Raw genomic sequence first — 20911 nt, forward strand, 5'->3', positions numbered from 1 at the left:
GCAGAACCTCGATGGAAACTAGGGAAGTTCGACGCTGATGAAGCAGCGCAGCATCGCGCGCAGGTGTTCCGGCATGTCGATCTCGTCCGGGCTGAGCAGCCACTGGACCTGGAGGCCGTCGAGGAACGCCACCAGGTCGGCCGCCAGCCGCGACGCGTCCACGTGCGACCGCAGCAGCCCGCGCCGCGCCAGGTCGTCGACGGCCGACTGCATCTCGCGACGGGTCCGTTCGTAGCGCGCGACGAAGTACGGACGCGCCGGGTGGTCCGCCGCGGTCGCCTCGCTGGACAGCACCGCGAACAGGCTCACGATGAGGGGGTTGGCCTGGTTGTGCGCGACGAGCCGGATCATGGCGGCGAAGTACGCGACGCCGTCCTGGCTGAGCGCGCCCGACTCGAGGAAGTGCTCGCCGTCCTGGCGGTCGCGCGCGTCCAGGACCGCCTCGAGGAGCGACTCCTTGGTCGGGAAGTGATGCAGCAGTCCCGCACGTGAGACTCCGCAGGCGGCGGCGAGCTGGACCATGCTCGCGTTGCGGTAGCCCACCTGTCCGAACGCGGCGAACGCGGCCTCGATGATCTGGGCACGCCGGCGCTCCCCCTTGGGGTAGTTCCGGGGAGCCGCCGCGTCCCGCGTTGTTTCCCTTGCCATGAACGAGATGCTAACGACCTATAGAAACCAGCAGCCCTGTCGGTATTCTGTTCCCGGCCGTCCGCCACGAGAGGAGTTCCCCTTGTCGACACCACAGTTGTCGGTGCAGCTCTACTCCGTACGCCAAGCCCTGGAGGCCGACGAAGACGCCGTCCTCGGCCGCCTGGCCGCCCTGGGACTGACCACCGTCGAGGCCTTCGGCTTCGTGCACCGCGCGGACGAACTCGCCGACGCGCTCGCCCGGCACGGCCTGGCCGCGAAGACCGGACACGCCGGTTTCCTCTCGCCCGACGGCGTGTCCGCGACCGACCTCGACGACACGTTCCGGGCCGCCCGGCGCCTGGGAGTGGAGATCCTCTTCGACCCGTTCGTGCCCGCGGCCCGGTGGGCCGACGAGAAGGAGATCGCCCGCACCGCGGCGCTCCTGAACGAGGCCGCCGAGCGGGCCGCCGGGCACGGACTGCGGGTCGGCTACCACAACCACTCCCAGGAGTTCGTGCACACCGTCGCGGGAGTCAACGCCTTCGACCACTTCGCAGGTCTGCTCGCCCCGGAAGTCGCCCTGGAGATCGACCTGTTCTGGGCCGCGGCCGGCGGCAACGACGTCGTCGCCCTCCTCGGCCGCCTGGGCTCCCGGGTCCGTGCCCTGCACGTGAAGGACGGACCCGTCATCGACGACCCGTTCACCTCGGGAGCCCCCTTCGACCCCGCCGACACCGGCCAGGTCGCCGCGGGCCAGGGGCAGATCCCGCTGGCCGCCGCGCTGGCCGCGGCCCCGCACGCCGAGTACGCCGTGCTGGAGTTCGACCACTACGACGGTGACGTCTTCGAGGGCATCGCCACCGGTGTCTCCTACCTGAACGGGAAGGGCATCGCCTGATGACGGCACACCACCCGGTCGGCGTCGGTGTCATAGGCGCCGGCAACATCAGCGACCAGTACCTGGCCAACCTCACCCGCTTCCCCGACCTGCGCGTGACCGTCGTGGGCGACCTCGACACCGCTCGCGCCGAGACCCAGGCCCGCAAGTACGGCGTCGAACAGTGGGGCACCGCCGCGGACGTCCTCGCCCACCCGGACACCGAGATCGTCGTCAACCTGACCGTTCCCGCCGTGCACGCCGAGGTCAGCTCGGCGGTCCTGGCCGCGGGCAAGCACGTCTGGTCGGAGAAACCCCTCGCCGTCGAGCGGGCCGACGCACGTGCCGTCCTCGACCAGGCGGCCGCGGCCGGCCTGCGGGTCGGAGTCGCCCCCGACACGATCCTCGGCCCCGGCCTCCAGACCGCCCTGCGGGCGATCGCCCGCGGCGACATCGGCACCCCGCTGTCCGCGCAGACCGTCATGCAGTACGCGGGCCCCGACCTGTGGCACCCGAACCCCGAGTTCCTGTTCGCCAGGGGCGCCGGTCCCCTCTTCGACATGGGGCCCTACTACCTCACCACCCTGATCTGCCTGTTCGGGTCGGTCTCCCGGGTGGCCGCGCTCGGTTCGACCGCCCGCACGGTCCGTACGGTGCGCAGCGGCGAGCGGGCCGGCACCGAGTTCACCGTGGCCGTGCCCACGCACGTCTCCGCGCTCACGCAGTTCGAGGGCGGCGGTGTCGGGCAGAGCGTGTTCAGCTTCGACTCCCCGCTCACCCGCACCGGGTTCGTCGAGATCACCGGCAGCGAGGGCACGCTCGTCCTGCCCGACCCCAACACCTTCGCGGGCGACGTACGGATCACGCGGGTGCCAGAGCGGGGCCGGGACGCGGAGTGGGAGACCCTCACGCCCGTCGGTACCGAGGCGGGCCGCGGCCTCGGCGTCCTCGACATGGCACGGGCCGTCCGCGGCGGACATTCCCACATCGCCAGCGGAGCCCTGGGCCACCACGTCCTCGACGTCATGATCTCCATCGACGAAGCCGTCACCTCCGGCGAGACCGTCCATGTCACCAGCGCCGCCCCCGAGATACCGCTCGTCCCCGAGGACCGGGACCCCTACGGAGCCACCCTGTGACCGAGCCGCCGCACCCCGACTCCCCGATCGCCGGTCCACCGCGAGCCGACCCGCCGGGGACCGGTCTGCCGCACGCCGACCCGTCGCAGGCCGGCCTGCCCCCCGCCGGTGCGCCGCGGGAGGAGCTGCCACCCGCCGGTCTGCCGCACGTGGTTCCCTCGCAGGCCGGGCCGGTGCGTGCCGGGTTCATCGGCGGCGGGTTCATGGCGGCCGTGCACACCCGCGCGAGCCGGGCCGCCGGCGGCCGTCAGGTCGCCCTCGCGAGCTCGACGGCCGCACGCGGCGAGCAGGCCGCCCGGCAACTCGGCGCCGAACGGGCCGAACCCGACGCCCGCGGCCTCACCGCGGCCGGTGACCTCGACATCGTCCACGTGTGCAGTCCCAACAGCCTGCACCACGAACACACCCTGGCGGCCCTGGCCGCCGGCGCCCACGTCATCTGCGAGAAACCCCTGGCGACCACGGCCGCGGACGCCGGGGAACTGGTCCGCGCCGCCCGTGCCGCCGACCGGATCGGCGCGGTCCCCTTCGTCTACCGCTACCACCCGATGGCACGTCAGGCCCGCGCCCTCGTGGCGGACGGACGGATCGGCACCGTCCTCACGCTGGACGCCGCCTACCTCCAGGACTGGCTCCTGGACCCCGGAGACACCAACTGGCGCGCCGACCCGGGGGCCGGCGGTGCGCCCCGGGCCTTCGCCGACATCGGCTCCCACCTGTGCGACCTGGTCGAGTTCGTCTCCGGACAGCGCATCCACCGCCTCGCCGCCCGCACCCGGACCGTCTTCGGCCGACGCGGCGACACCGAGGTCACCAACGAGGACACCGCCGCGCTCCTCGTCGAACTCGGCGACGGGGCGCTCGGCACCCTGCTCGTCAGCCAGCTGGCCCCCGGCCGCAAGAACAGCCTCACCCTCGAACTCCACGGCACCCGCCGGAGCGTGCGCTTCGAACAGGAACGCCCCGAGGAACTGTGGGTCGGCGGCCGCGAGGGCTCCCAGCTCCTCCTGCGCGACCCCGCCACCGCCGCGCCCGACTCCGCCCGCCTGTCGGTCCTGCCGCCCGGACACGCGCTGGGCTACCAGGACGCGTTCACCGCGTTCGTCACCGACGTATACCGTGCCGTCCGGGGCGAGACCCCCGAGGGGATGCCGACGTTCGCCGACGGCCTGCGCGCCGCCCGGCTCACCGAGGCCGTGCTCGCCTCCGCCGCCCGGCAAGGCACCTGGATCGAGACCCCGCCCGAGACGGAGGACCCCGTATGACCGCGGCCACCGAAGCCACCCACCCCGTCACCCTGTTCACCGGCCAGTGGGCCGACCTGCCCTTCGAGGAGGTCGCCCGGCTCGCCGCCGGGTGGGGCTACGACGGCCTGGAGATCGCCGCCTCGGGAGACCACCTCGACCTGAAGCGCGCCGACGAGGACGACGCCTACGTGGCCTCCCGTCTGGAGATCCTCGACCGGCACGGCCTCCAGGTGCACGCCATCTCCAACCACCTGGCCGGCCAGGCGGTCTGCGACGCCCCCATCGACTTCCGCCACCAGGCGATCCTGCGCCCGTACGTCTGGGGCGACGGCGACGCCGAAGGGGTCCGGCAGCGCGCCGCCGAGGACATGAAGCGCGCCGCCCGGGTGGCCCGCAAACTCGGCGTGGACACGGTGGTCGGCTTCACCGGCTCCTCCATCTGGCCCTACGTCGCGATGTTCCCGCCGGTCCCCGCCGCCGTCATCGACGCCGGGTACGAGGACTTCGCCGCCCGCTGGAACCCGGTCCTCGACGTGTTCGACGACCAGGGCGTGCGCTTCGCCCACGAGGTCCACCCCGGCGAGATCGCCTACGACTACTGGACCAGCGTCCGCGCCCTGGAGGCGATCGGCCACCGCGAGGCCTTCGGCTTCAACTGGGACCCCAGCCACATGATGTGGCAGAACATCGACCCGGTCGGGTTCATCACCGACTTCAAGGACCGCATCTACCACGTCGACTGCAAGGACACCCGGCTGCGGCCGCGCAACGGCCGCGCCGGTGTCCTCGGTTCGCACCAGCCGTGGGGCGACCCGCGCCGCGGCTGGGACTTCGTCTCCACCGGGCACGGCGACGTCCCCTGGGAGGACGCCTTCCGTGCCCTGGAGTCCATCGGCTACACCGGCCCGGTCTCGATCGAGTGGGAGGACGCCGGCATGGACCGCCTGCACGGCGCCGCCGAGGCGGTGACCTTCGTCCGCTCGCTGCTGTGGCCCACCCCGAAGGCCTCCTTCGACGCCGCGTTCAGCAACCAGTGACCGCCCCGCCGGACGCCCCCACGCCCTAGGGCCGTGGGGGCGTGCCGGTGAGGAGGTGGTGTTCGTGCGCCTCGTAGCGGCTGCGTTCGCGCTCGGTGGCCCGCCGGCCGGACAGCACGGTGGTCAGCCAGCCGGCCAGGAAGCCCGCCGGTACGGAGGCCAGGGCGGGCGTGTTGTAGGGGAACCAGGCGAAGTCGGCGTCGGGGAAGGCGGACAGCGGTGTCCCCGAGACCAGGGTGGTGCCGGGGGTCAGGGCCAGGACGCTCAGGGAACCCACGACGAGCGTGGCGAGGAGCGCCTTGCGGGTGTAGCGGCGCCAGAAGAGGCTGTAGAGGAGCGCGGGGGCGATGGCCGACGCCCCCAGGGTGAAGGAGACGGTCGCCAGGGGCTGGAGACTGCGGTGCTGGGCGAGGGCGGCCAGCAGGACCGTGGGCACACCGACGGCCAGGGCGCAGAACCGGGCGAGGCCGAGTTCCCTGGACGGTGCCAGGGGCTTCGCGCGGGACGCGGTCAGGTCGTGGGCGAGGGTGTTGGCGCAGGCCAGCGTCATGCTCGCGACCGAGGCGAGCAGGGTGAGGAAGACGGCGGTGGTGACGGTGGCGAAGAGCAGGCTCTCCGGCCGCGACAGCGTCGTACCGAACGCGGCGCGGGCGCCCAGGAGATAGGCGGTCGTGCCGTGCGCGTCGGCGGCGGCGATGCGCTCATGGCCGACCAGCGCGGTCGCACCGGTGCAGATCAGCGTGAGCATCAGGATGAACAGGGTCACCGAGGAGACCGCCCAGGACATCGCCCGGCGCACCTGGCGCGGGGTGCCCGCGGTGTACATCCGCATGGTGACGTGCGGCAGGCAGGCGCCGCCCAGCACGACCGCGCACTGGGTGCTGGCCATGTCGAGTGCGGGATGCGGACTGCTGGAGTACTGCAGACCCCACGTCAGATAGGCGGGCCCCGCCCCGCTGTGCCGGGCCGCCGCGTGGAACAGCGCCTGGGGCTGCCAGTCGAACATGCGCAGCAGCAGGAAGCTCACCACCAGCCCGGAGCCCAGCAGCGCCACGGTCTTGAAGATCTGGACCAGCGCGGTGCCGGGCATCCCGCCCAGCGCCGCGTAACTGATCATGAGGACCCCGGCCCCGGCGACGCACCCCTCCTTCATGGCGGGGTCGTCGAACCCGAGGACGTACGCCAGGAGTTCACCGACCCCGGCGAGCTGCACGACCATCATCGGCACCAGCGCGGCGAGCGTGACCAGACAGGCCGTCACGCGTACGGAACGCGCCGGATGACGGTGGGCCAGCGCGTCGCCCATGGTGTAGCGGCCGGTGTTGTGCAGGGGCTCGGCGAGCAGGAACATCAGCAACAGCAGGGAGAGCAGGGCGCTGAGGGCCAGCACGATCCCGTCGTAGCCGCACAGGGCGATGATCCCGCCGATGGTGAGGACGGTCGCGGCGGAGATGTAGTCACCGGCGACGGCGAGCCCGTTGCGCAGCGGCGAGAGGGTCCGGTAGCCGGTGTAGAACTCGGCGAGGTCGTCCGCCTCCGGGCCGGTGAGCACACACAGCAGCAGGGTCAGGGCGACGACCGAGCAGAACGCGACGAGGGACCAGGACTGGGCCGGACCGCTGAAGCCGGTCACAGCGCCTGCTCCCGGTCCGGCACCGCGACCCGCGCCTGCCGGCGGGCCCGGCGCGCGAGGGGATCCACGAACCGGCGCGCGGCGGCCTCGTGGACGAGCACCGCCAGCCAGGTCACGGGTATCTGGGCCAGGGCCAGGACCAGCCCGGTCGGCAGGCCGCCGGGGCCCGGCCGGGCCATCAGGGCCGGGGCCTTCACGGTCAGGGTGAGGAAGGCGACGAAGTAGCCGAGCGCGGTGATGGCCGCCACCCGCCGGTGCCACCGGTACGCCCGCCGCAGCAGCCGCAGTGTGCGGTGCGCCCCGGGACGCGGACGGGGCACCAGGGTGCCGGCCGGCTCCTGGCCGTCCGACCAGCTGGGCAGCGGACGGTCGTACGAGGACTGGGCCGCGGGTAACTCGGGGAAGTCGGGGGACATGTCGGCACCTCCTGCGATGGCCCGGGCCCGGCTGCGACGGACCGCGTGCGGGGAAGAGCGGTTCGGGCGACCGGACGCCGTGCGACGGCCGCGTGGGGAGAAGGCGGTGGCGCCGGTCGTCCGGGACGGCATCTCGCGCGTCGACGTGGGTGATCAGGCGCCATGGTCCCCGGCGTGGGCGCCGACCGCCAGAGGTACGACCAGGGTCGCCACAGGCGATCCACAGCACGCGGACCTGACCGTGGGATCTCCACCGAGGAGGTGATGAAGCATTATGGGAGCGCGGGGTGGCGCGGATTGTGCGAAAAGTGCGCCGTCGCACACCTCGGGAGCCCCAGGCATCCGTCGACGTTCCGGGGGCGCGTACGGATTCTTGATCCATGCTTTACGCGCCGCACGGAACCGGCGACCCGTGCCGGCGGGTCCCACAGGAAGTGGGGGTCTTCGGGACCAGTGGGGGTTCCCGGGACCGCGGAGCGAAATGAGCGAGAACAGTGAGGCAGGGCGTGGGACGGCGCAGGGGCGGCATAGGAATCGCACTCGGTACGGTCGCGATGCTGGTGGGCGTGAGCGCCTGCGGCGGGGGCAGTGACAACGCGAGCGGTCAGGACGCGAAGGCGTCGGGCAAGCCGAGTGCGAGCGCGAGTACGTCACCCTCGCCCACGAAGCCGGCGGGGCCGCCGATGCTGCTGGAGACGATCACCCCGCAGACCGGCACCACGGTCGGCGTGGCCATGCCGATCTCGGTGATCTTCACGAACCCGGTGGCGGAGAAGGCACGGGCCACCGTCGAGAAGCACATGAAGGTCAGCGCCTCGCAGTCGGTGGAGGGCGCCTGGCACTGGATGGGCGACAAGCGCGCCGACTGGCGGCCGAAGACCTACTGGCCGTCGGGCACGAAGGTGCGGATCGACGCCGACATGACGGGCGTCAGCAATGGCAACGGCCGCTACGGCGTGCACAGTTACACGCACACCTTCACGATCGGCGACGACGTCCGCGCCGACGTCTCGGTGACCGGCCACACCATGAAGGTGACCCGCAACGGCCAGACGCTGCGCACCCTGTCGATCAACGCGGGCAGCGCCGAGTACCCCACGTGGGACGGCACGATGGCCGTCATCGACAAGCAGGAGAAGGTCCACATGACCTCCTGCAGCGTCGGCATCAGCTGCGACAAGGGCAGCCCCAACTACTACGACCTCACGCTGCCCTGGGACGTCCACCTGACCCAGTCCGGCACGTACGTGCACTACTCGACCGGCGACCCCTACCCGGGCAGCGGCAGCGCGCGCGGCTCGCACGGCTGCGTCCACCTGTCCATGGCGGACGCCAAGTGGTTCTACGGCCAGATCAAGCAGGGCGACCCCGTCACGATCACCGGCTCCCCCCGCGGCAAGGCCCCCGCCGACAACGGCTACGCCGACTTCAACGTCGACTGGTCCCAGTGGCTGGCGGGCAGCGCCTCCGGATCGGGCACGACGGCCACGCTGTGAACCACCACCGCGGAGACGCGACCGCCCAGTACCCCCACTGACACACCGGGAGCACACCGGGAGCACACCGGGGGCGCGCCTGCCGGGCCCCCGCCACAGCGCGCGGACGCCAACCGCGGCGCGCTCCGGCGGGCCCCCGCCACAGCGCGCAGACGCCACCCGTTCGGCGTAGCGTGTGGGGGCGTGGCGGAGTGCCGGCGAGCAGTGCCTCGGATCGGTGCCCGTCCGCCGTGCCCGTGTCCTGCACCCCGGGAGTCAGGAGCGCACCATGGTTACACCTGTCCGTCGGCGCGCGGGCGGCCGCTCCGCGGTCCGGCGTACCGCCGTCGGCCTCGCCACCACCCTGCTCGCCACCTGTGCGTGCACCGGGCCGGCCGCGGGGGAGGACGCCCACCGCGCGCCCGAGGCACGCCCCGGCACCCCGGCGGGGCGGGCGGCGCCCCAGAAGACGGCGACGGCCGCCACCACCTGCGTCGACAAGGTCTACGCGGGGATGACCACGGCCCAGCGCGTCGGCCAGCTCCTCATGGGCGGGGTCGCCGCGAACGCCCCCAGCGCCACGGACCTGCGCACACTGCGCACCTACCACGTGGGGTCGGTCATGCTGACCGGGCGCAGCTCCGCCGGAACCACGGCCACCAGGAAGATCGTCGACAACATCCGCAAGCAGGCGGACACGGTCGGCGGCCGGCAGGTCGGAATGATCGTCTCCACCGACCAGGAGGGCGGACAGGTCCAGGTTCTCAACGGTCCCGGCTTCTCGGTCATCCCCGCCGCCCTGACCCAGGGCACCTGGAGCACGACCACCCTGCGCAGCCGCGCCACCACCTGGGCCAAGCAGCTCAAGGCGGCGGGTCTCGATCTCGACCTCGCGCCGGTCGCCGACGTGGTGCCCGCCAGCCTGGGTACCCGCAACGCCCCCATCGGCCGCTACCACCGTGAGTTCGGGTACACCCCCGCCGTCGTGACCTCGCACAGCGGTGCCTTCGCCGCCGGCTTCTCGGCGGCCGGTGTCATGACGACCTTCAAGCACTTCCCGGGGCTGGGCCAGGTCATCGGTAACACCGACACCACGGCGAACGTCGTCGACTCGGTCACCACCACCTCCAGCGCGAGCCTCACGCCGTTCCGCAGCGGCATCGCGGCCGGCGCGCCCTTCGTCATGGTCTCCTCGGCGAAGTACACCAAGATCGATTCGGCGCACCTGGCCGTGTTCTCCCCGACCGTGATCGACAAGCTCCTGCGCACCCAGTTCGGGTTCAAGGGAGTCGTCATCTCCGACGACATCGGGCAGGCGGTCGCGGTACGCGCCTACACCCCGGCACAGCGGGCGGTCGGTTTCCTGTCCGCGGGCGGCGACATGATCCTCACGGTCAAACCGTCCACCGTGCCGGCGATGGCGCAGGCGGTGCAGTCCCGGATGGCGACGGACGCCGCCTTCAGTGCCAAGGTGGCCGCCTCCGTGCACCGCGTCCTGACGGCCAAGGCGAACGCCGGCCGGCTCAGCTGCGGCTGAGCCCGCCGGCGGGATCCGCAACGGGACCTGCGTCCTTGTCAGCGTCGGCCGCGGTACCTCCACCCCGCGCCGACGCCCGCCACGTGCAGAGCCAGGGCGGTCAGTCCCAGCAGCATCAGGTTCGTGGACGTGAACACATCGTTGGTGCCGATGTTCCCCGCATTGATCAGGAAGGCGATGAAGAACAGCGCCGCCCCCACCAGGCCGAGCATGATTCAGTCTCCTCTCAGCAGCATGCATCCCGTCTGCCCCCACATCCCCTTCACAAGCCGGGCACCGTCGGACGGGGGTGACAGGCCCGGCGGCCGGTGAAAACATGCAGGGGTAGGAAGGTGGCAGCCGTGGTGCCGGATGTCCGTGCGTCGCTGGGTGCGATGCTCTTCCGCCGGGTGGCGGGCCCCGACGGACCGGCGGTCCGCGCCCGCATCCACGACACACCGGGCCCGCGCTGGTTCGCCCCCGGGCGTCCGATCCGCGTTGTCCACGGCGACGCCTCGATGTTCGTCGGCGGACTCGGCGCCCTCCTGCTCCAGTCCCTGCACCCCCTGGCCATGGCCGCCGTCGCCGCGCACTCCGGATACCGCGGTGACCCCTGGGGCCGGCTGCAACGCACCAGCGCCTTCCTGGCGGTGACGACCTACGGCGTGGCGGACGACGCGCAGGCCGCCGTCGACCAGGTGCGGGACATCCACGAGCAGGTGCGCGGGACCACCCCGGAGGGGGAGCCGTACCACGCGGCCGACCCCCGGCTGCTGGGCTGGGTGCACGCCGCCGAGACGGAGTGCTTCCTGCGCGCCCACGAGCGCTACGGCTCCGGCCCGCTGGACCCGGCCGGGTACGACGCCTACGTCGCCGACACCGCGCGGGTGGCCGAGGCGCTCGGCGTGCCGGACCCGCCCCGCGACCGGCGTGCCCTGTCCGGCCGGCTGGCCGCCTACCGGCCCGAGCTCAGGGCCACCCCCGAGGCGCGCGCGGCGGCCCGCTTCCTGCTCCTGGAGCCCCCGCTGCCGCTGCCCTTCCGCCCCCTGTACGGCGTCCTGGCCGCCAACGCCCTGACGCTGCTGCCCTCCTGGGCCCGGACCCTGCTGCGGCTGCCGCGTCTCGGGGTCGTCGAGGACGTCACGGTCCGCCCGGCCGGCCACCTGCTCACCCGCACCATCCGCTGGGCCATGAGCCCGCCGCCCGGCACGGGTTGACGGCGCGAAGCCCACTGCCCGGCACGGGTTGACGGCGCGAAGCCCACCGGCGCCCCGGAGTTCAGACAGGGTCCGCCTCGCCCACCGCCTCGCCCACCGCGTCGCCCACCGCTTCTCCCACCGTCTCGCCCATCGCTTCTCCCACCGCGTCGGCCTCCACGTGCGGCTCCGTCGCATGCGACAGCCCGGGACGGCGTACCACCAGGTTCGACACCCGGAAGGACAGCTCGTCGACCGCCGGATCCGGCCGCGGGTGGTAACGGCCCGCGCACACCGAGAGGTTGACGATCAGGTAGGCGTGCCAGCCGGAGCCGACCCCGCGCCCGTCGGCGAAGACCTGGGTGCCGTCGAGCGTCCAGACGACGCTGCGGCGGCCGAAGGTCACGCCGAGGGCGACCGTCGCACCGGGGCGTACCGACGGGTGGTGGAGGTAGGTGTGCCCGTCGCGCACGTGGTTGGTGAGCTCCAGCAGGTCGGGGTTGTCGGGGTGGTACTCGAACACGTCGACCTCGTTGCCGCCGTCTCGCCAGGTCCAGATCGCCGGCCAGGCACCTGCCCCGGTGGGCAGGCAGACCTCGGCCCGGAGCTGGTCCCCGGTGCGGACCTGGAAGCCCTCGGCGCTGCCCTCGGTGGTGAGCAGCCCGCTCTTCCACCAGCCGTCCGCTCTGCGGGTGGCCCGGAACGTGCCGGAGCGGGAGTAGGCGGGGTCCGCGGTCAGCCAGTCGAGTTTGTTGTCGCCGGGGTTGGTCGGGCCGCCGTCGGGATAGGCCCAGGAACGTCCCGCGACCCACTGGCGTTCGGAGGTGAAATCGGCCGTGAAGACGACATCGCTCACTTGTTGCTCCCTCGGTGGCCGACGGTGGCCGACGGCGGCGTCGAAATGCCGGATTGCTTCCCGGATGCGTGGTCGGCCATGCGGTGCTGGGAGGAGCGGCAGCGCGTGGGACGCGAGTGGGTGACGGGCATGCCGCAGGCGCCCCACGGGGGCCGGCGCCCCACGACGGCCGGTGCCGGACTGCCGGGTGCGACTGACTCTGCGCCGCACCTGCCCGTTATGACAGGTTCGAGTCAAGGGCAGTCCAAATGGCTTACGCCTCAGCTCTCTTGTGATCGGGTCTCCCACGAAGGCTGAATCAAGGCCCTTTCGGGAGGATCCGGTGTCAGCACCAACCCGCAAGAGACGATGGCTCACGATCTGTGCCATCACCGCGTCCGCCGCACTCGTCGCGACACCCGTCGGCGCCGCGTCCGGCAGGAACACGTCCCCGTTCGGGGCACGCACCCTCGCTCGACTCGCCTCCGAACGCGACCGGTCGGTGGGCGCGGTCGACCCCAAGGTGAAGGCGGAGGACGACGATGACGGCAACGAGGCCGACGAGATAGCGGAGGGCGCGGACCAGTACGCCGAGGCCCGCACCTCGCCCGGCGTCGTCGCACCCGGCGCGTACGGCGCCGCCTGGACGAGTCTCACCGACCTGCCCGCCACCGGCGGCAGTTGGCGCAACATCACCGACCTGCCGTACAACTCCGACGACTCCCGCTACCGGGACATCGACTCCAACTCCAGCGGCGGCTCCGGCAATGTCACCGGCCGGATGGCCGCGATCGCCGCGGACGACGACGGCTACGTGTACGCGGGCAGCGCGGGCGGCGGTGTATGGCGCTCCCGACGGGGCGGCGGGCACTGGAAGCCCATCAGCGACAAGCTCTCCTCGCAGTCCACCGGCGCCCTCGCGCTCGACGGGTCGGGGCGGCTGTGGCTGGGCACCGGCGAGGCCACCACCAACGCGGACGCCTACCTCGGCAGCGGCGTCTACGTCCTGTCCGACCCGCACCACGGCACCTTCTCGTCCCGCAGCAGGGTCGGCGGCGACGAACTCGAGTCCACCACCGTCCACGAACTCCGGTTCGGCGGCGGCAAGGTGTGGGCGGCCACCAGCGAGGGCGTGTGGAGCCACTCCACGAAGACCCTCAAGGGCGCCTGGAAACTGGAGTTCGCACCCAACCCCGACTACCTGCCGGGCGGTTCGAAGGCGCACGACGACGCCGCCGCGTACAAGAACATCGCCAACGACATCGCGATCGACCCCAAGGACCCCAGCAAGGTGATCCTGGCGGTCGGCTGGCGGAGCGGTGACGACTACAACGGCTTCTACACCAAGGTCAACGGCGCCTGGACGCGCATCAGCAGCGGCTTCGGCGACCTGCCGACCGACCCGGACGACGTCGGCAACGTCACCTTCGCCCGCTCCGCCGACGGCTCCCGCTACTACGCCGTCGACCAGTCGCCCGAGCAGCTGAACACCAACCCCGACAGCGGCCTGGAAGGCATCTACAGCGCCGCCTCGCCCTTCGGACCCTGGACGAAGATCGCCGACTACAAGCAACTGGCCGCGGACGGCTCGGCGTTGACCTCCAGCGGCTACATGCCGGGCGTCCAGGCCTGGTACAACCAGTTCCTCACCGTCGACCCGAGCGACCCGAAGCACGTCTACGCGGGCCTGGAGGAGGTCTACGAGACCAAGGACGGCGGCGCCACCTGGTCCACCGTCGGCCCGTACTGGAACTTCGGCTTCTCCTGCTGGTCCATCGACCCCTCCGAGCAGACCGGCACCTGCAACCAGACCACCCACTCCGACCAGCACGGCGTCGCCATCGGCCGCTACCACGGCAAGAGCTTCGTCTACGTCGGCAACGACGGCGGCGTCTACAAGCGCCCGGTCAACGGCTCCCAGGACGCCTCCGGCCACGCCACCGACTGGACCTCCCTCAACGACGGCACCATCGACACCCTCCAGTACTACTCGGTGGGCATCGGCAAGGACCTGGCCCACGGCGGGGTCTCCGTCACCGGCGGCCTCCAGGACAACGGCCAGTCGATCCTGCGCAGCAACGACACGGTCATGGGCTCCAACTTCGGCGGCGACGGCGGCGACACCCTCACCGACCCGGCCAACGGCTGCAACCTGGCCGAGGAATACGTCTACCTCGCCATCCAGGTGACCCAGAACTGCGCGGTCAACGACGGCAGCTGGACCAGCGACCCCACCAAGGCCACGTCGTACAACGTCGCCCCGGCCGACAACGCCACCGGCGAGGCCCGGTTCATCGCCCCGCTCGCGACCGACGCGAAGGACAGCGACACCTGGATCGCCGGCGGCCGGCACGTCTGGGTGCAGACCCACGGCTACGCCATCCGCAGCGGCAGCGAGTGGAAGAGCGTGTACGACCTCGGCGCCGGCCGCACCGCCACCGCCGTCGCCGCCTCGGGCGGCAAGGTCTACGCGGCCTGGTGCGGCCCCTGCAACAACCAGGGCTTCGCGCGCGGCATCTCCGTCGGCAACGCGGACGGCACCGGCTGGCACGACGTCACCCTGCCGGTAGCCGGGACCGTGCCGAACCGCTACCTCAGCGGCTTCGCCGTCGACCCGAAGAACGCCGACCACGTCTACCTCGCCGTCAACGGCTTCTCCCGGCACTGGACCGAGGGCCCCGGCGCGGGCGTCGGCCACGTCTTCGAGTCCACCGACGGCGGCACCACCTGGAAGGACATCTCGGCGAACCTGCCCGACGTACCGACCAACTCCGCCGTGGTCACCCCGAACGGCGGCCTCGCCGTCGCCACCGACCTCGGCGTCGTCTACCGCGCTCCGGGCCGCACCCGGTGGGAGCGCGTCGGCTCGCTCCCGGCGGTCGCCGTGCTCCAGCTGAAGCTCGGCCCCGACGGCAGCACGCTGTACGCGGCCACCCACGGCCGGGGCATCTACACCGTCAAGGTGCGTGACTGCCGCTGACGCACACCCCGCGGTGAGGTGAGGGGTGACCCTGGTCCGCCGGGGTCACCCCTCCCGCGGGTACGGGGTGACGGTCACCTCCAGCGTGAACGCGACCCGCGCCGCACCCGCCACGTCCGGTGTCTTCGCCCGCGCCGTGACGCGGGCGCTGCCGCCCCGGGTGCCAGCGGACCGCAGTGAGGCGTGGGCCGTGCCGTCCGCGTCCACCCGCCAGCCGGACACCAGGACGAGGCCCGGCGCGGAACTCGCCACTCCCGTCCAGCGCCCGTCGTCCGTCCGCGGCCGCAGGACCAGCGAGATCACGGTTCCCGGCCGGACACACAACTGCCGCCGGACCGCGTCTCCAGGCGCCACGGAGACCTCCACCCGCCCCGCGGCACAGCCGCCGGCGGAAGGAACCGCCGACCGCGAGGGCGAGGCCGGGGCGGGATTCGCCGACGAGGCACCGGCCGAGGGCGGCGCGGTCGTGGCACCGGCCGAGGGCGACGCGGACGCGGAACCTGCCGAGGGCGGCGCGGACGTGGACGCCGGAGTGCCGGCCGGTGACCCCGCCGAGGGGTCGCTCGACGGCCCGCCCGCCGCCCCGCCACCGCCCGACGTGCCACACGCGGCCAGCACCAGCACCGCGGCGATCGCGTACCCGCCGGCCCACCACCGCATCCCCGCACCTCCCTGCTCCTGACGTGTGCCTACCAGCATGCGCCACGCCCCGGCCCGGGCAAGTCCCGGCGGACGCCGGAAACCGACGGCAGCGGAGACCCGGCCCCCGGCGTGCTTCGAGCTTCCCCGCTGCGGGGGCGTGTCCCACGGCGGAGACGGTCGTTCCTCAGGACATGAAGAGGATCATCACCGCCACCGCGCTCGCTCTGACGGGCCTCGCCGTCGCCGCCCCGGCCCACGCGGACGGAACCGCCCCCGTGCCCTCCCGTGACCTGGCCACCAAGGTGGCCGGAGCGCTGCCCAAGGCCGCCGTCGCGGGCCTGGACGCGGCCGCCAAGTCCATGGCCGCCGGCCTCAAGGACGCACCCCACGCCAAGTAGCCCTGGCCGTGACACCGGTCCGGGGCCGGCACGCAGGACGACGTCCGGTTCCCGCCAGCGCCCCGGACCGCCCCGCGCCAGGCTGAACGGCATGACCACCACTTTCCACGCCGAGCCCATCGCCCCGACGGCCCTCGGGGAACTCCGGATCCGCGACGACGCCGGGAGCCCGCCGCACCCGTTCACGGACGAGGAAGGCGACGCACCACTGAGGTGCTGTCTGCGCTCCAGCACCGTGGGCGAGCGGATCGCCCTCGTCTCGTACGCCCCGCTGCGCCGCTGGGCCGCGCGGACGGCCGCCGACCCGGGAGCCTACGACGAACAGGGGCCCGTCTTCATCCACGCCGAGGAGTGCGGCGGCCCGGCCGGCGACGACCCCGGCTATCCCTGGGCCCGTCCCGGCGCCCTGCGCGTCCTGCGCCGCTACGACAGCCGCGGACACATCACGGGCGGGCGCATGCTGGACCTGCCCGGCGACGCCGACGCGGCCCTCGAACACGCCCTGGCGGAAGCCTTCGCCGACCCCACGACCGCCCAAGTGCACGTGCGCGCCGTCGAGTACGGCTGCTACCACTTCCGCGTGGACCGCCCCTGACGGGAAAACCGGGGCCAGCGGTACGCGGCGGCGCCCGGGATGATTGTCTTGCCCTGGCCACTTCCACACCGACCCGGCCCGGCCGCCAGGAGGACCCCGAAGTCATGAGCAGCGCCTACACGTACGAATACAAGGTCGTCACCTTCCGGGAGTCGCTGATCGGCGACGCTCTGGACAGCGACAAGCTGGAGAAGGTCCTCAACAAGCACGCCGAGGACGGCTGGGCTCTCAAGGCCATCACGTCCGCCGACGTGAAGGGCCGCATCGGTCCCGGTGCCGTGGAGGGCCTGCTGCTGACCTTCGAACGCCCGCGCGGCTGACCGGAAGTCACCCCGAGCACACCGAACGCCCCCGGCCCGCACAGGGTTCGGGGGCGTTCGCCGTCGGCGCGGGTGCCGCGCGTCAGCCGGGCCAGGTCCCGGTCAGGTTGCGGATCCCGGTGGCGCCCGCACGGTCGACGGCTGCCTTCACCACGGCGAAGATCGCGCCCTGGAGCATCGCGGCGAGCAGCACCTCGCGCCAGGACCGGTCCTCGTCGGTGGCGTCCGGGGCGTCCTCGTCGTGGCCGAGCAGCTTCCACGTCTGTTTGAACAGCGCTCCCGCGGCCGCCCCGCCGGCCATGCCGAGAGCCAGCCCCACCGGCTTGTAAGCGATCTTCGAAACCTTCACCCGGCTCATCCCTCCGTACGGCGGCAGGCCACCCACACCACGACGGCCGCACCCGCCACCGCCAGCAGTACCTTGCGGTCGCCCTGCGCCAGTCGCGCCCCCTGCGCGGCCGTCCGCCGCACCGACTCGGGCGCCCTGTCCTGCCAGACGCGACCGGCCTGGGCCGCCCTGGCCTTCAGTTCCCCGGCCTTGACGGCGGCCTGTTCCTTAAGCTGGCCGCCCTTCACGGCGGCCTGTTCCTTCAGCTGCCCGCCCTTCACGGCGGCCTGTTCCTTAAGCTGCCCGCCCTTCGCAGCGGCCTGCTCCCTCACCTCGGCGCCCTTCTGCCGGGCGCGCGCCCTGACATCGGTCTTGGCCGCCAGCGCCTGTACGGTCTCGCCGAGTTCGGCACGGGTCCGCTCGACCTGCTCACGCAGTTCCTCGGGTCCGGCGGTGGGTTCGTCGTGCGGCGGCCTGGTCATCGGTGTGCACTCTCCTTGATCGTGGCCACGTCGGCCTTCACGTTCTCGACCGTCTGCTCGGGCGTGGGCGGCGCCGCCCGGCCGACCTGCTGTTTTCCGCTCATGGCCAGCACCGCGCCGATCACACCGAGCACCGCCGTGACGACCAGCCCGGCCGCCCACACCGGCAGCACCAGCGCGAGCGCGGCGATCACGCTGGCCACCAGCGCCTGGAGCATCAGAAAACCGACGACGCCGGCTCCGCCGAACAGGCCGCCGCCCTTGCCGTAGCGCCTGCCCTTCTCCTTCATCTCCGCCTGTGCCAGCCTCAGTTCGCCGCGCACCAGCTCGGTCAGCTGCTGCGAGGCCCGCTGCACCAACTCGCCCACCGGCTCCTGGCCGGCGCGGTCCGCGCTCCGGCCCACCGAGGCGTGGTGCGACTGCGTACTCGACACGGAGCTCACCTCCCGTCCCTGTCCGTTCCGCTGACCGCCGGGCCCGTCACGCCCGGCGGTCCGATGCACGCGCGAGTACCCCGAACAGCGGGATTAAGGACAACTGCCCGGATCAGAACGGAAGCGCGGCCGCGTCGGCGAGGCGGACCGCGCATTCCAGCAGCAGGGCGTGGACGAACGCCTGGGGCAGGTTGCCGCGCAGCTGACGCTGACGGACGTCGTACTCCTCCGCGAACAGCCCGGCCGACCCGCAGGCCGCCCCGGTCCGTTCGAACCAGCGCAGCGCGCCGGCCCGGTCACCGATGCGGTCGGTGGCCAGCGCCATTGTGAACCCGCAGAGCAGGAAAGCCCCCTCCGCTTCCCCAGGGGGGTGTCCCCGTGCACGAAGCGGTAGAGGTAGCCGTCCTCACCCAGGCGTTCCTCGACGAACCGCCGGGTGATGGCGCCGCTCGGATCGTCGGCGGGCGGGCAGCCGCGGGCCAGGGGAGTGAGCAGCGCGGCCTCCGGGCCGTCGTCGTCCTCGGCCCGGCGCCACCGGCCGTCGGGGCGCAGACAGCGGCGCCGGGTCTCGGCGGTGAACCGTACGGCGCTGTCGAGCAGTTCGTGCGGCCCGTCGGCGGCGACGGCCAGGCCCGCGTAGCACTGGTCGCGCACGATGGGGCCCGCCGAGGTGCCGGCCGCGGCGGAGAACCCCGCGCCCGTGTGAGCGAGGGCTCCTCGGTGTCGACCTGTCCTCAGTGGGCGTCGACGCCGGTGGCCGGGAGGACCTGGACCGTGTCGCCGACGGCGCGTTCCCCGGTCGCGTCGGACGGTGTGTTGACGAGGGTGCCCTCGATGGCCATCGCGGTCGAGCCGCCGCCGTCGAGGTTGAGCGCGTCGACGGCGCCCAGGGAGCGCATGAACGCGGCGGCCTCGGCGAGCGTGAGGCCCTCGCTGACGCCGGGCTGCCGGCCGTCGACGGTCACCAGCAGGAGCCGTCCCCGGCCGTCGATTCCGGCCAGGGTGCGCGGTTGGCGCGTGTTGGACCAGGCGAACCCGAAAGACAGGTCGAGCGGGTCCAGGGTGCCTTCGGTGGCCGCGTCGACGTGGACGCGCCCGTCCCGGACCAGGGTGGGCGCCGCGCTGACGACGGTGTCGTGGGCGCCGAGGCGGATCCGACGCCCCGTGGCGGTGTCCCGGACGGCCTCCCGCACCTCCAGCCGGCGGCCCGTCCCGGCGTGGTCGGTGAGCCAGGCAGCCGCCGTCCCGGTGCCCTGGAGGACCGAGCCGCCGACGGGTACGGAACCGCCCCGGGCGCCGCCGGAGACGACCACGCCGTGCCGGTCCAGGACGACCTGGACACCGGACCCGGTGGGCAGCGGGGCCCGGAAGTCGGAGGTGAACTCCACCAGGTCGTCGGCGAGGGCGCAGGTGACGTCCTGGCGGGGGAGCGCGGTGGGTACGGCGCCGGGACGGCCGCAGTTGCGCACCTTGCCCGGCACCCGGTTGATGCCCTGCACCGCACGGCTCGCCGCGCCGGCGCGGACGGTGACGGTGGTGGACAGGCGGGCGATCCGGGCACGCCGGCCGCCGTCCTGGAGGATCAGCGCGGCGCGTGAACCGGCTGCCATGGACTGCAGTTCGCCGTGTACCGCGGACAGTCCGGCCGAGGTGCCCTGGACGCCGTCCGCGTCGGAGGTGACGAAGAAACCGCCGTTGACGCCCACCAGGGAGCCCAGCCGGGCGGCGACCACGGAGGTCCGCTCGCGGTCGGCGGTGTCACCGCCGTCGCTGGCCTCGATCGTGCCCCGCAGCCGGGCCGGGTCGAGCACGGCCACGTGGACGCGTTCCGCGTCGGCGGGCTGCCGTCCGTCGTAGCCCGTCCATTCCACCGCGGTACGGAAACCGGCCGCGGTCACCGCGGAGCCGAGGGTACGGGCCGCCGTCTGCGTGGCGTACCGGCCGACCCTGACCTGCCATCCCATGGTGCCGCGGGGCGTGTCGGCGTACCGGTCCCAGGTCACCTGCTCCAGGCGTGGCGCGAAACCGGCGGCCCGCAGCCGCTCGGCGGTGGCGTCGGCCCAGGCCCGGTCCGCGAGCGGCGCCCAGGTGGCGGCACCCGTGAGTCGGTCGACGGCCGGGGCCTGCACGGTGACCGTCCAGACACCGGCGGCGGCCGGGTCGCTCAGTACTCCGGTGCGAACCTGGACACCGGGTGCGACGTCCCGCACGGTCCACGAGAGTGCGTCGGCCACGGAAGCGGCACCGGCCACGGGAACGGCAGCGGCGGTCACGGGAACGGCGCCGCCCGCGGCGCCCGCGTCGGCGGTCGCCGGTGCCGCGAACGCGAGGACCGCCACGGCGGTCCCCAGCGCAAGACCGCGTCCCGCTCCGCGCCGCACACCGAGTCCCGCAAGACCCATGGACCGGGTGCGTCCGGCGAGTTCCGCGAGTCCGCTGGGTCGGGTGCGTCCGGTGTGTCCGGGCCTCTTCACGGTGGCGGACATGTCCCTCCTGGCATACGTCTCCCACGGTGCCTCCCGGCCTGCCGGCACCGCCCGCCACCCCAACTCCGCCCGAGGACGCCCGCGTGAAGAACGGCGGCCGTCGGAGGAAAGCCTGGCTGACATCTCCGGCAGCGGTGTTCTCCCGCCCCATTGTGTTGAGCCTTGTGGCGCCTTACTGTTCGGCTTTGCCTGAGTCTGTTCGATCCTGATTGCTCAGGCGGATGGAGGCCGCAGTGTGGGGTAGT

Annotated in this window: 22 protein-coding genes; 12 read left to right on the forward strand and 10 right to left on the reverse strand. The window is 72.9% G+C overall.

The features are described 5' to 3' along the window. Positions 1–18: 18 nt before the first annotated feature. Complete coding sequence (locus tag MB828_RS32595; protein ID WP_301651321.1) at positions 19–648, reverse strand: TetR/AcrR family transcriptional regulator; 630 nt, start codon at positions 646–648, stop codon at positions 19–21. 82 nt (positions 649–730) lie between these two features. Between MB828_RS32595 and MB828_RS32600 the strand changes: the two genes are divergently transcribed. The 4 genes from MB828_RS32600 to MB828_RS32615 are packed head-to-tail and all read left to right on the forward strand — an operon-like array spanning position 731 to position 4930. Then, positions 731–1528, forward strand: coding sequence for a sugar phosphate isomerase/epimerase family protein (locus tag MB828_RS32600; protein WP_301651322.1), 798 nt, complete (start codon positions 731–733; stop codon positions 1526–1528). After that, positions 1528–2646 carry a Gfo/Idh/MocA family protein gene (locus tag MB828_RS32605; protein ID WP_301651323.1) on the forward strand — a complete coding sequence of 373 codons (1119 nt, stop codon included), beginning with the start codon at positions 1528–1530 and terminating at the stop codon, positions 2644–2646. The genes MB828_RS32600 and MB828_RS32605 overlap by 1 nt, the downstream gene beginning before the upstream one ends. After that, positions 2643–3911 (forward strand): Gfo/Idh/MocA family protein, encoded by a 1269-nt coding sequence (locus tag MB828_RS32610; RefSeq protein WP_301651324.1) that lies wholly within the window; start codon positions 2643–2645, stop codon positions 3909–3911. The genes MB828_RS32605 and MB828_RS32610 overlap by 4 nt, the downstream gene beginning before the upstream one ends. Then, on the forward strand, positions 3908–4930 hold the full coding sequence (locus MB828_RS32615; protein ID WP_301651325.1) for a sugar phosphate isomerase/epimerase family protein: 1023 nt from the start codon (positions 3908–3910) through the stop codon (positions 4928–4930). Before MB828_RS32610 ends, MB828_RS32615 begins: the two co-directional genes overlap by 4 nt. A 25-nt stretch (positions 4931–4955) precedes the next feature. Here the strand turns inward: MB828_RS32615 and MB828_RS32620 are convergent, their stop codons facing one another. Together MB828_RS32620 and MB828_RS32625 are read right to left on the reverse strand one after the other, a co-directional pair. Then, positions 4956–6563, reverse strand: a complete 1608-nt coding sequence (locus MB828_RS32620) for a cation acetate symporter (protein ID WP_301651326.1) — start codon at positions 6561–6563, stop codon at positions 4956–4958. Beyond that, a complete protein-coding gene (locus tag MB828_RS32625; protein WP_133024144.1) occupies positions 6560–6979 on the reverse strand; it encodes a DUF485 domain-containing protein in 420 nt (139 codons plus the stop codon). Before MB828_RS32625 ends, MB828_RS32620 begins: the two co-directional genes overlap by 4 nt. 554 nt (positions 6980–7533) lie before the next feature. Between MB828_RS32625 and MB828_RS32630 the strand changes: the two genes are divergently transcribed. Both MB828_RS32630 and MB828_RS32635 read left to right on the forward strand, forming a co-directional pair. Next, positions 7534–8475 carry a L,D-transpeptidase gene (locus MB828_RS32630; protein ID WP_133024595.1) on the forward strand — a complete coding sequence of 314 codons (942 nt, stop codon included), beginning with the start codon at positions 7534–7536 and terminating at the stop codon, positions 8473–8475. A gap of 268 nt (positions 8476–8743) precedes the next feature. Beyond that, a complete protein-coding gene (locus tag MB828_RS32635) occupies positions 8744–9991 on the forward strand; it encodes a glycoside hydrolase family 3 N-terminal domain-containing protein (protein WP_301651327.1) in 1248 nt (415 codons plus the stop codon). 38 nt (positions 9992–10029) lie between these two features. On the opposite strand, the gene MB828_RS32640 is transcribed toward MB828_RS32635, so the two are convergent. Further along, positions 10030–10203: a hypothetical protein gene (locus MB828_RS32640; protein ID WP_165941503.1), complete on the reverse strand. Its 174-nt coding sequence runs from the start codon at positions 10201–10203 to the stop codon at positions 10030–10032. Positions 10204–10365: 162 nt separating this feature from the next. Here MB828_RS32640 and MB828_RS32645 point away from each other — a divergent pair, with 162 nt between their 5' ends. After that, positions 10366–11187, forward strand: a complete 822-nt coding sequence (locus MB828_RS32645; protein ID WP_301651387.1) for an oxygenase MpaB family protein — start codon at positions 10366–10368, stop codon at positions 11185–11187. Between the two features lie 61 nt (positions 11188–11248). Here the strand turns inward: MB828_RS32645 and MB828_RS32650 are convergent, their stop codons facing one another. Next, positions 11249–12022: a beta-glucanase gene (locus MB828_RS32650; protein WP_301651328.1), complete on the reverse strand. Its 774-nt coding sequence runs from the start codon at positions 12020–12022 to the stop codon at positions 11249–11251. Between the two features lie 322 nt (positions 12023–12344). Here MB828_RS32650 and MB828_RS32655 point away from each other — a divergent pair, with 322 nt between their 5' ends. The 5 genes from MB828_RS32655 (at position 12345) to MB828_RS32675 (ending at position 16936) form a co-directional block, all read left to right on the forward strand. After that, positions 12345–14981, forward strand: coding sequence for a WD40/YVTN/BNR-like repeat-containing protein (locus MB828_RS32655; protein WP_301651329.1), 2637 nt, complete (start codon positions 12345–12347; stop codon positions 14979–14981). 25 nt (positions 14982–15006) lie between these two features. Then, positions 15007–15663, forward strand: coding sequence for a hypothetical protein (locus MB828_RS32660; RefSeq protein ID WP_301651330.1), 657 nt, complete (start codon positions 15007–15009; stop codon positions 15661–15663). A 151-nt stretch (positions 15664–15814) separates the two neighbouring features. Further along, positions 15815–16021, forward strand: coding sequence for a hypothetical protein (locus MB828_RS32665; RefSeq protein WP_301651331.1), 207 nt, complete (start codon positions 15815–15817; stop codon positions 16019–16021). A gap of 91 nt (positions 16022–16112) precedes the next feature. Then, complete coding sequence (locus MB828_RS32670) at positions 16113–16616, forward strand: DUF1203 domain-containing protein (RefSeq protein WP_301651332.1); 504 nt, start codon at positions 16113–16115, stop codon at positions 16614–16616. 104 nt (positions 16617–16720) lie between these two features. Further along, positions 16721–16936, forward strand: coding sequence for a DUF4177 domain-containing protein (locus tag MB828_RS32675; protein WP_046728804.1), 216 nt, complete (start codon positions 16721–16723; stop codon positions 16934–16936). 82 nt (positions 16937–17018) lie between these two features. Here MB828_RS32675 and MB828_RS32680 read toward each other — a convergent pair whose 3' ends face one another. From MB828_RS32680 to MB828_RS32700, 5 genes are all read right to left on the reverse strand, one after another. Beyond that, complete coding sequence (locus MB828_RS32680; RefSeq protein ID WP_301651333.1) at positions 17019–17285, reverse strand: DUF4235 domain-containing protein; 267 nt, start codon at positions 17283–17285, stop codon at positions 17019–17021. 5 nt (positions 17286–17290) lie between these two features. Beyond that, the gene (locus MB828_RS32685; RefSeq protein ID WP_301651334.1) at positions 17291–17746 is read right to left on the reverse strand and encodes a DUF3618 domain-containing protein; all 456 of its coding nucleotides are present in this window, start codon (positions 17744–17746) and stop codon (positions 17291–17293) included. Then, positions 17743–18114: a phage holin family protein gene (locus tag MB828_RS32690; protein WP_301651388.1), complete on the reverse strand. Its 372-nt coding sequence runs from the start codon at positions 18112–18114 to the stop codon at positions 17743–17745. The genes MB828_RS32685 and MB828_RS32690 overlap by 4 nt, the downstream gene beginning before the upstream one ends. A 178-nt stretch (positions 18115–18292) precedes the next feature. Further along, a complete protein-coding gene (locus MB828_RS47000) occupies positions 18293–18505 on the reverse strand; it encodes a glycoside hydrolase family 15 protein (protein WP_430381458.1) in 213 nt (70 codons plus the stop codon). A gap of 409 nt (positions 18506–18914) precedes the next feature. Further along, the gene (locus tag MB828_RS32700; protein WP_301651335.1) at positions 18915–20666 is read right to left on the reverse strand and encodes a phosphodiester glycosidase family protein; all 1752 of its coding nucleotides are present in this window, start codon (positions 20664–20666) and stop codon (positions 18915–18917) included. Positions 20667–20911 lie beyond the last annotated feature (245 nt).

It is taken from the genome of Streptomyces arenae (genome assembly GCF_022343545.1).
GTDB lineage: Bacteria > Actinomycetota > Actinomycetes > Streptomycetales > Streptomycetaceae > Streptomyces > Streptomyces humi.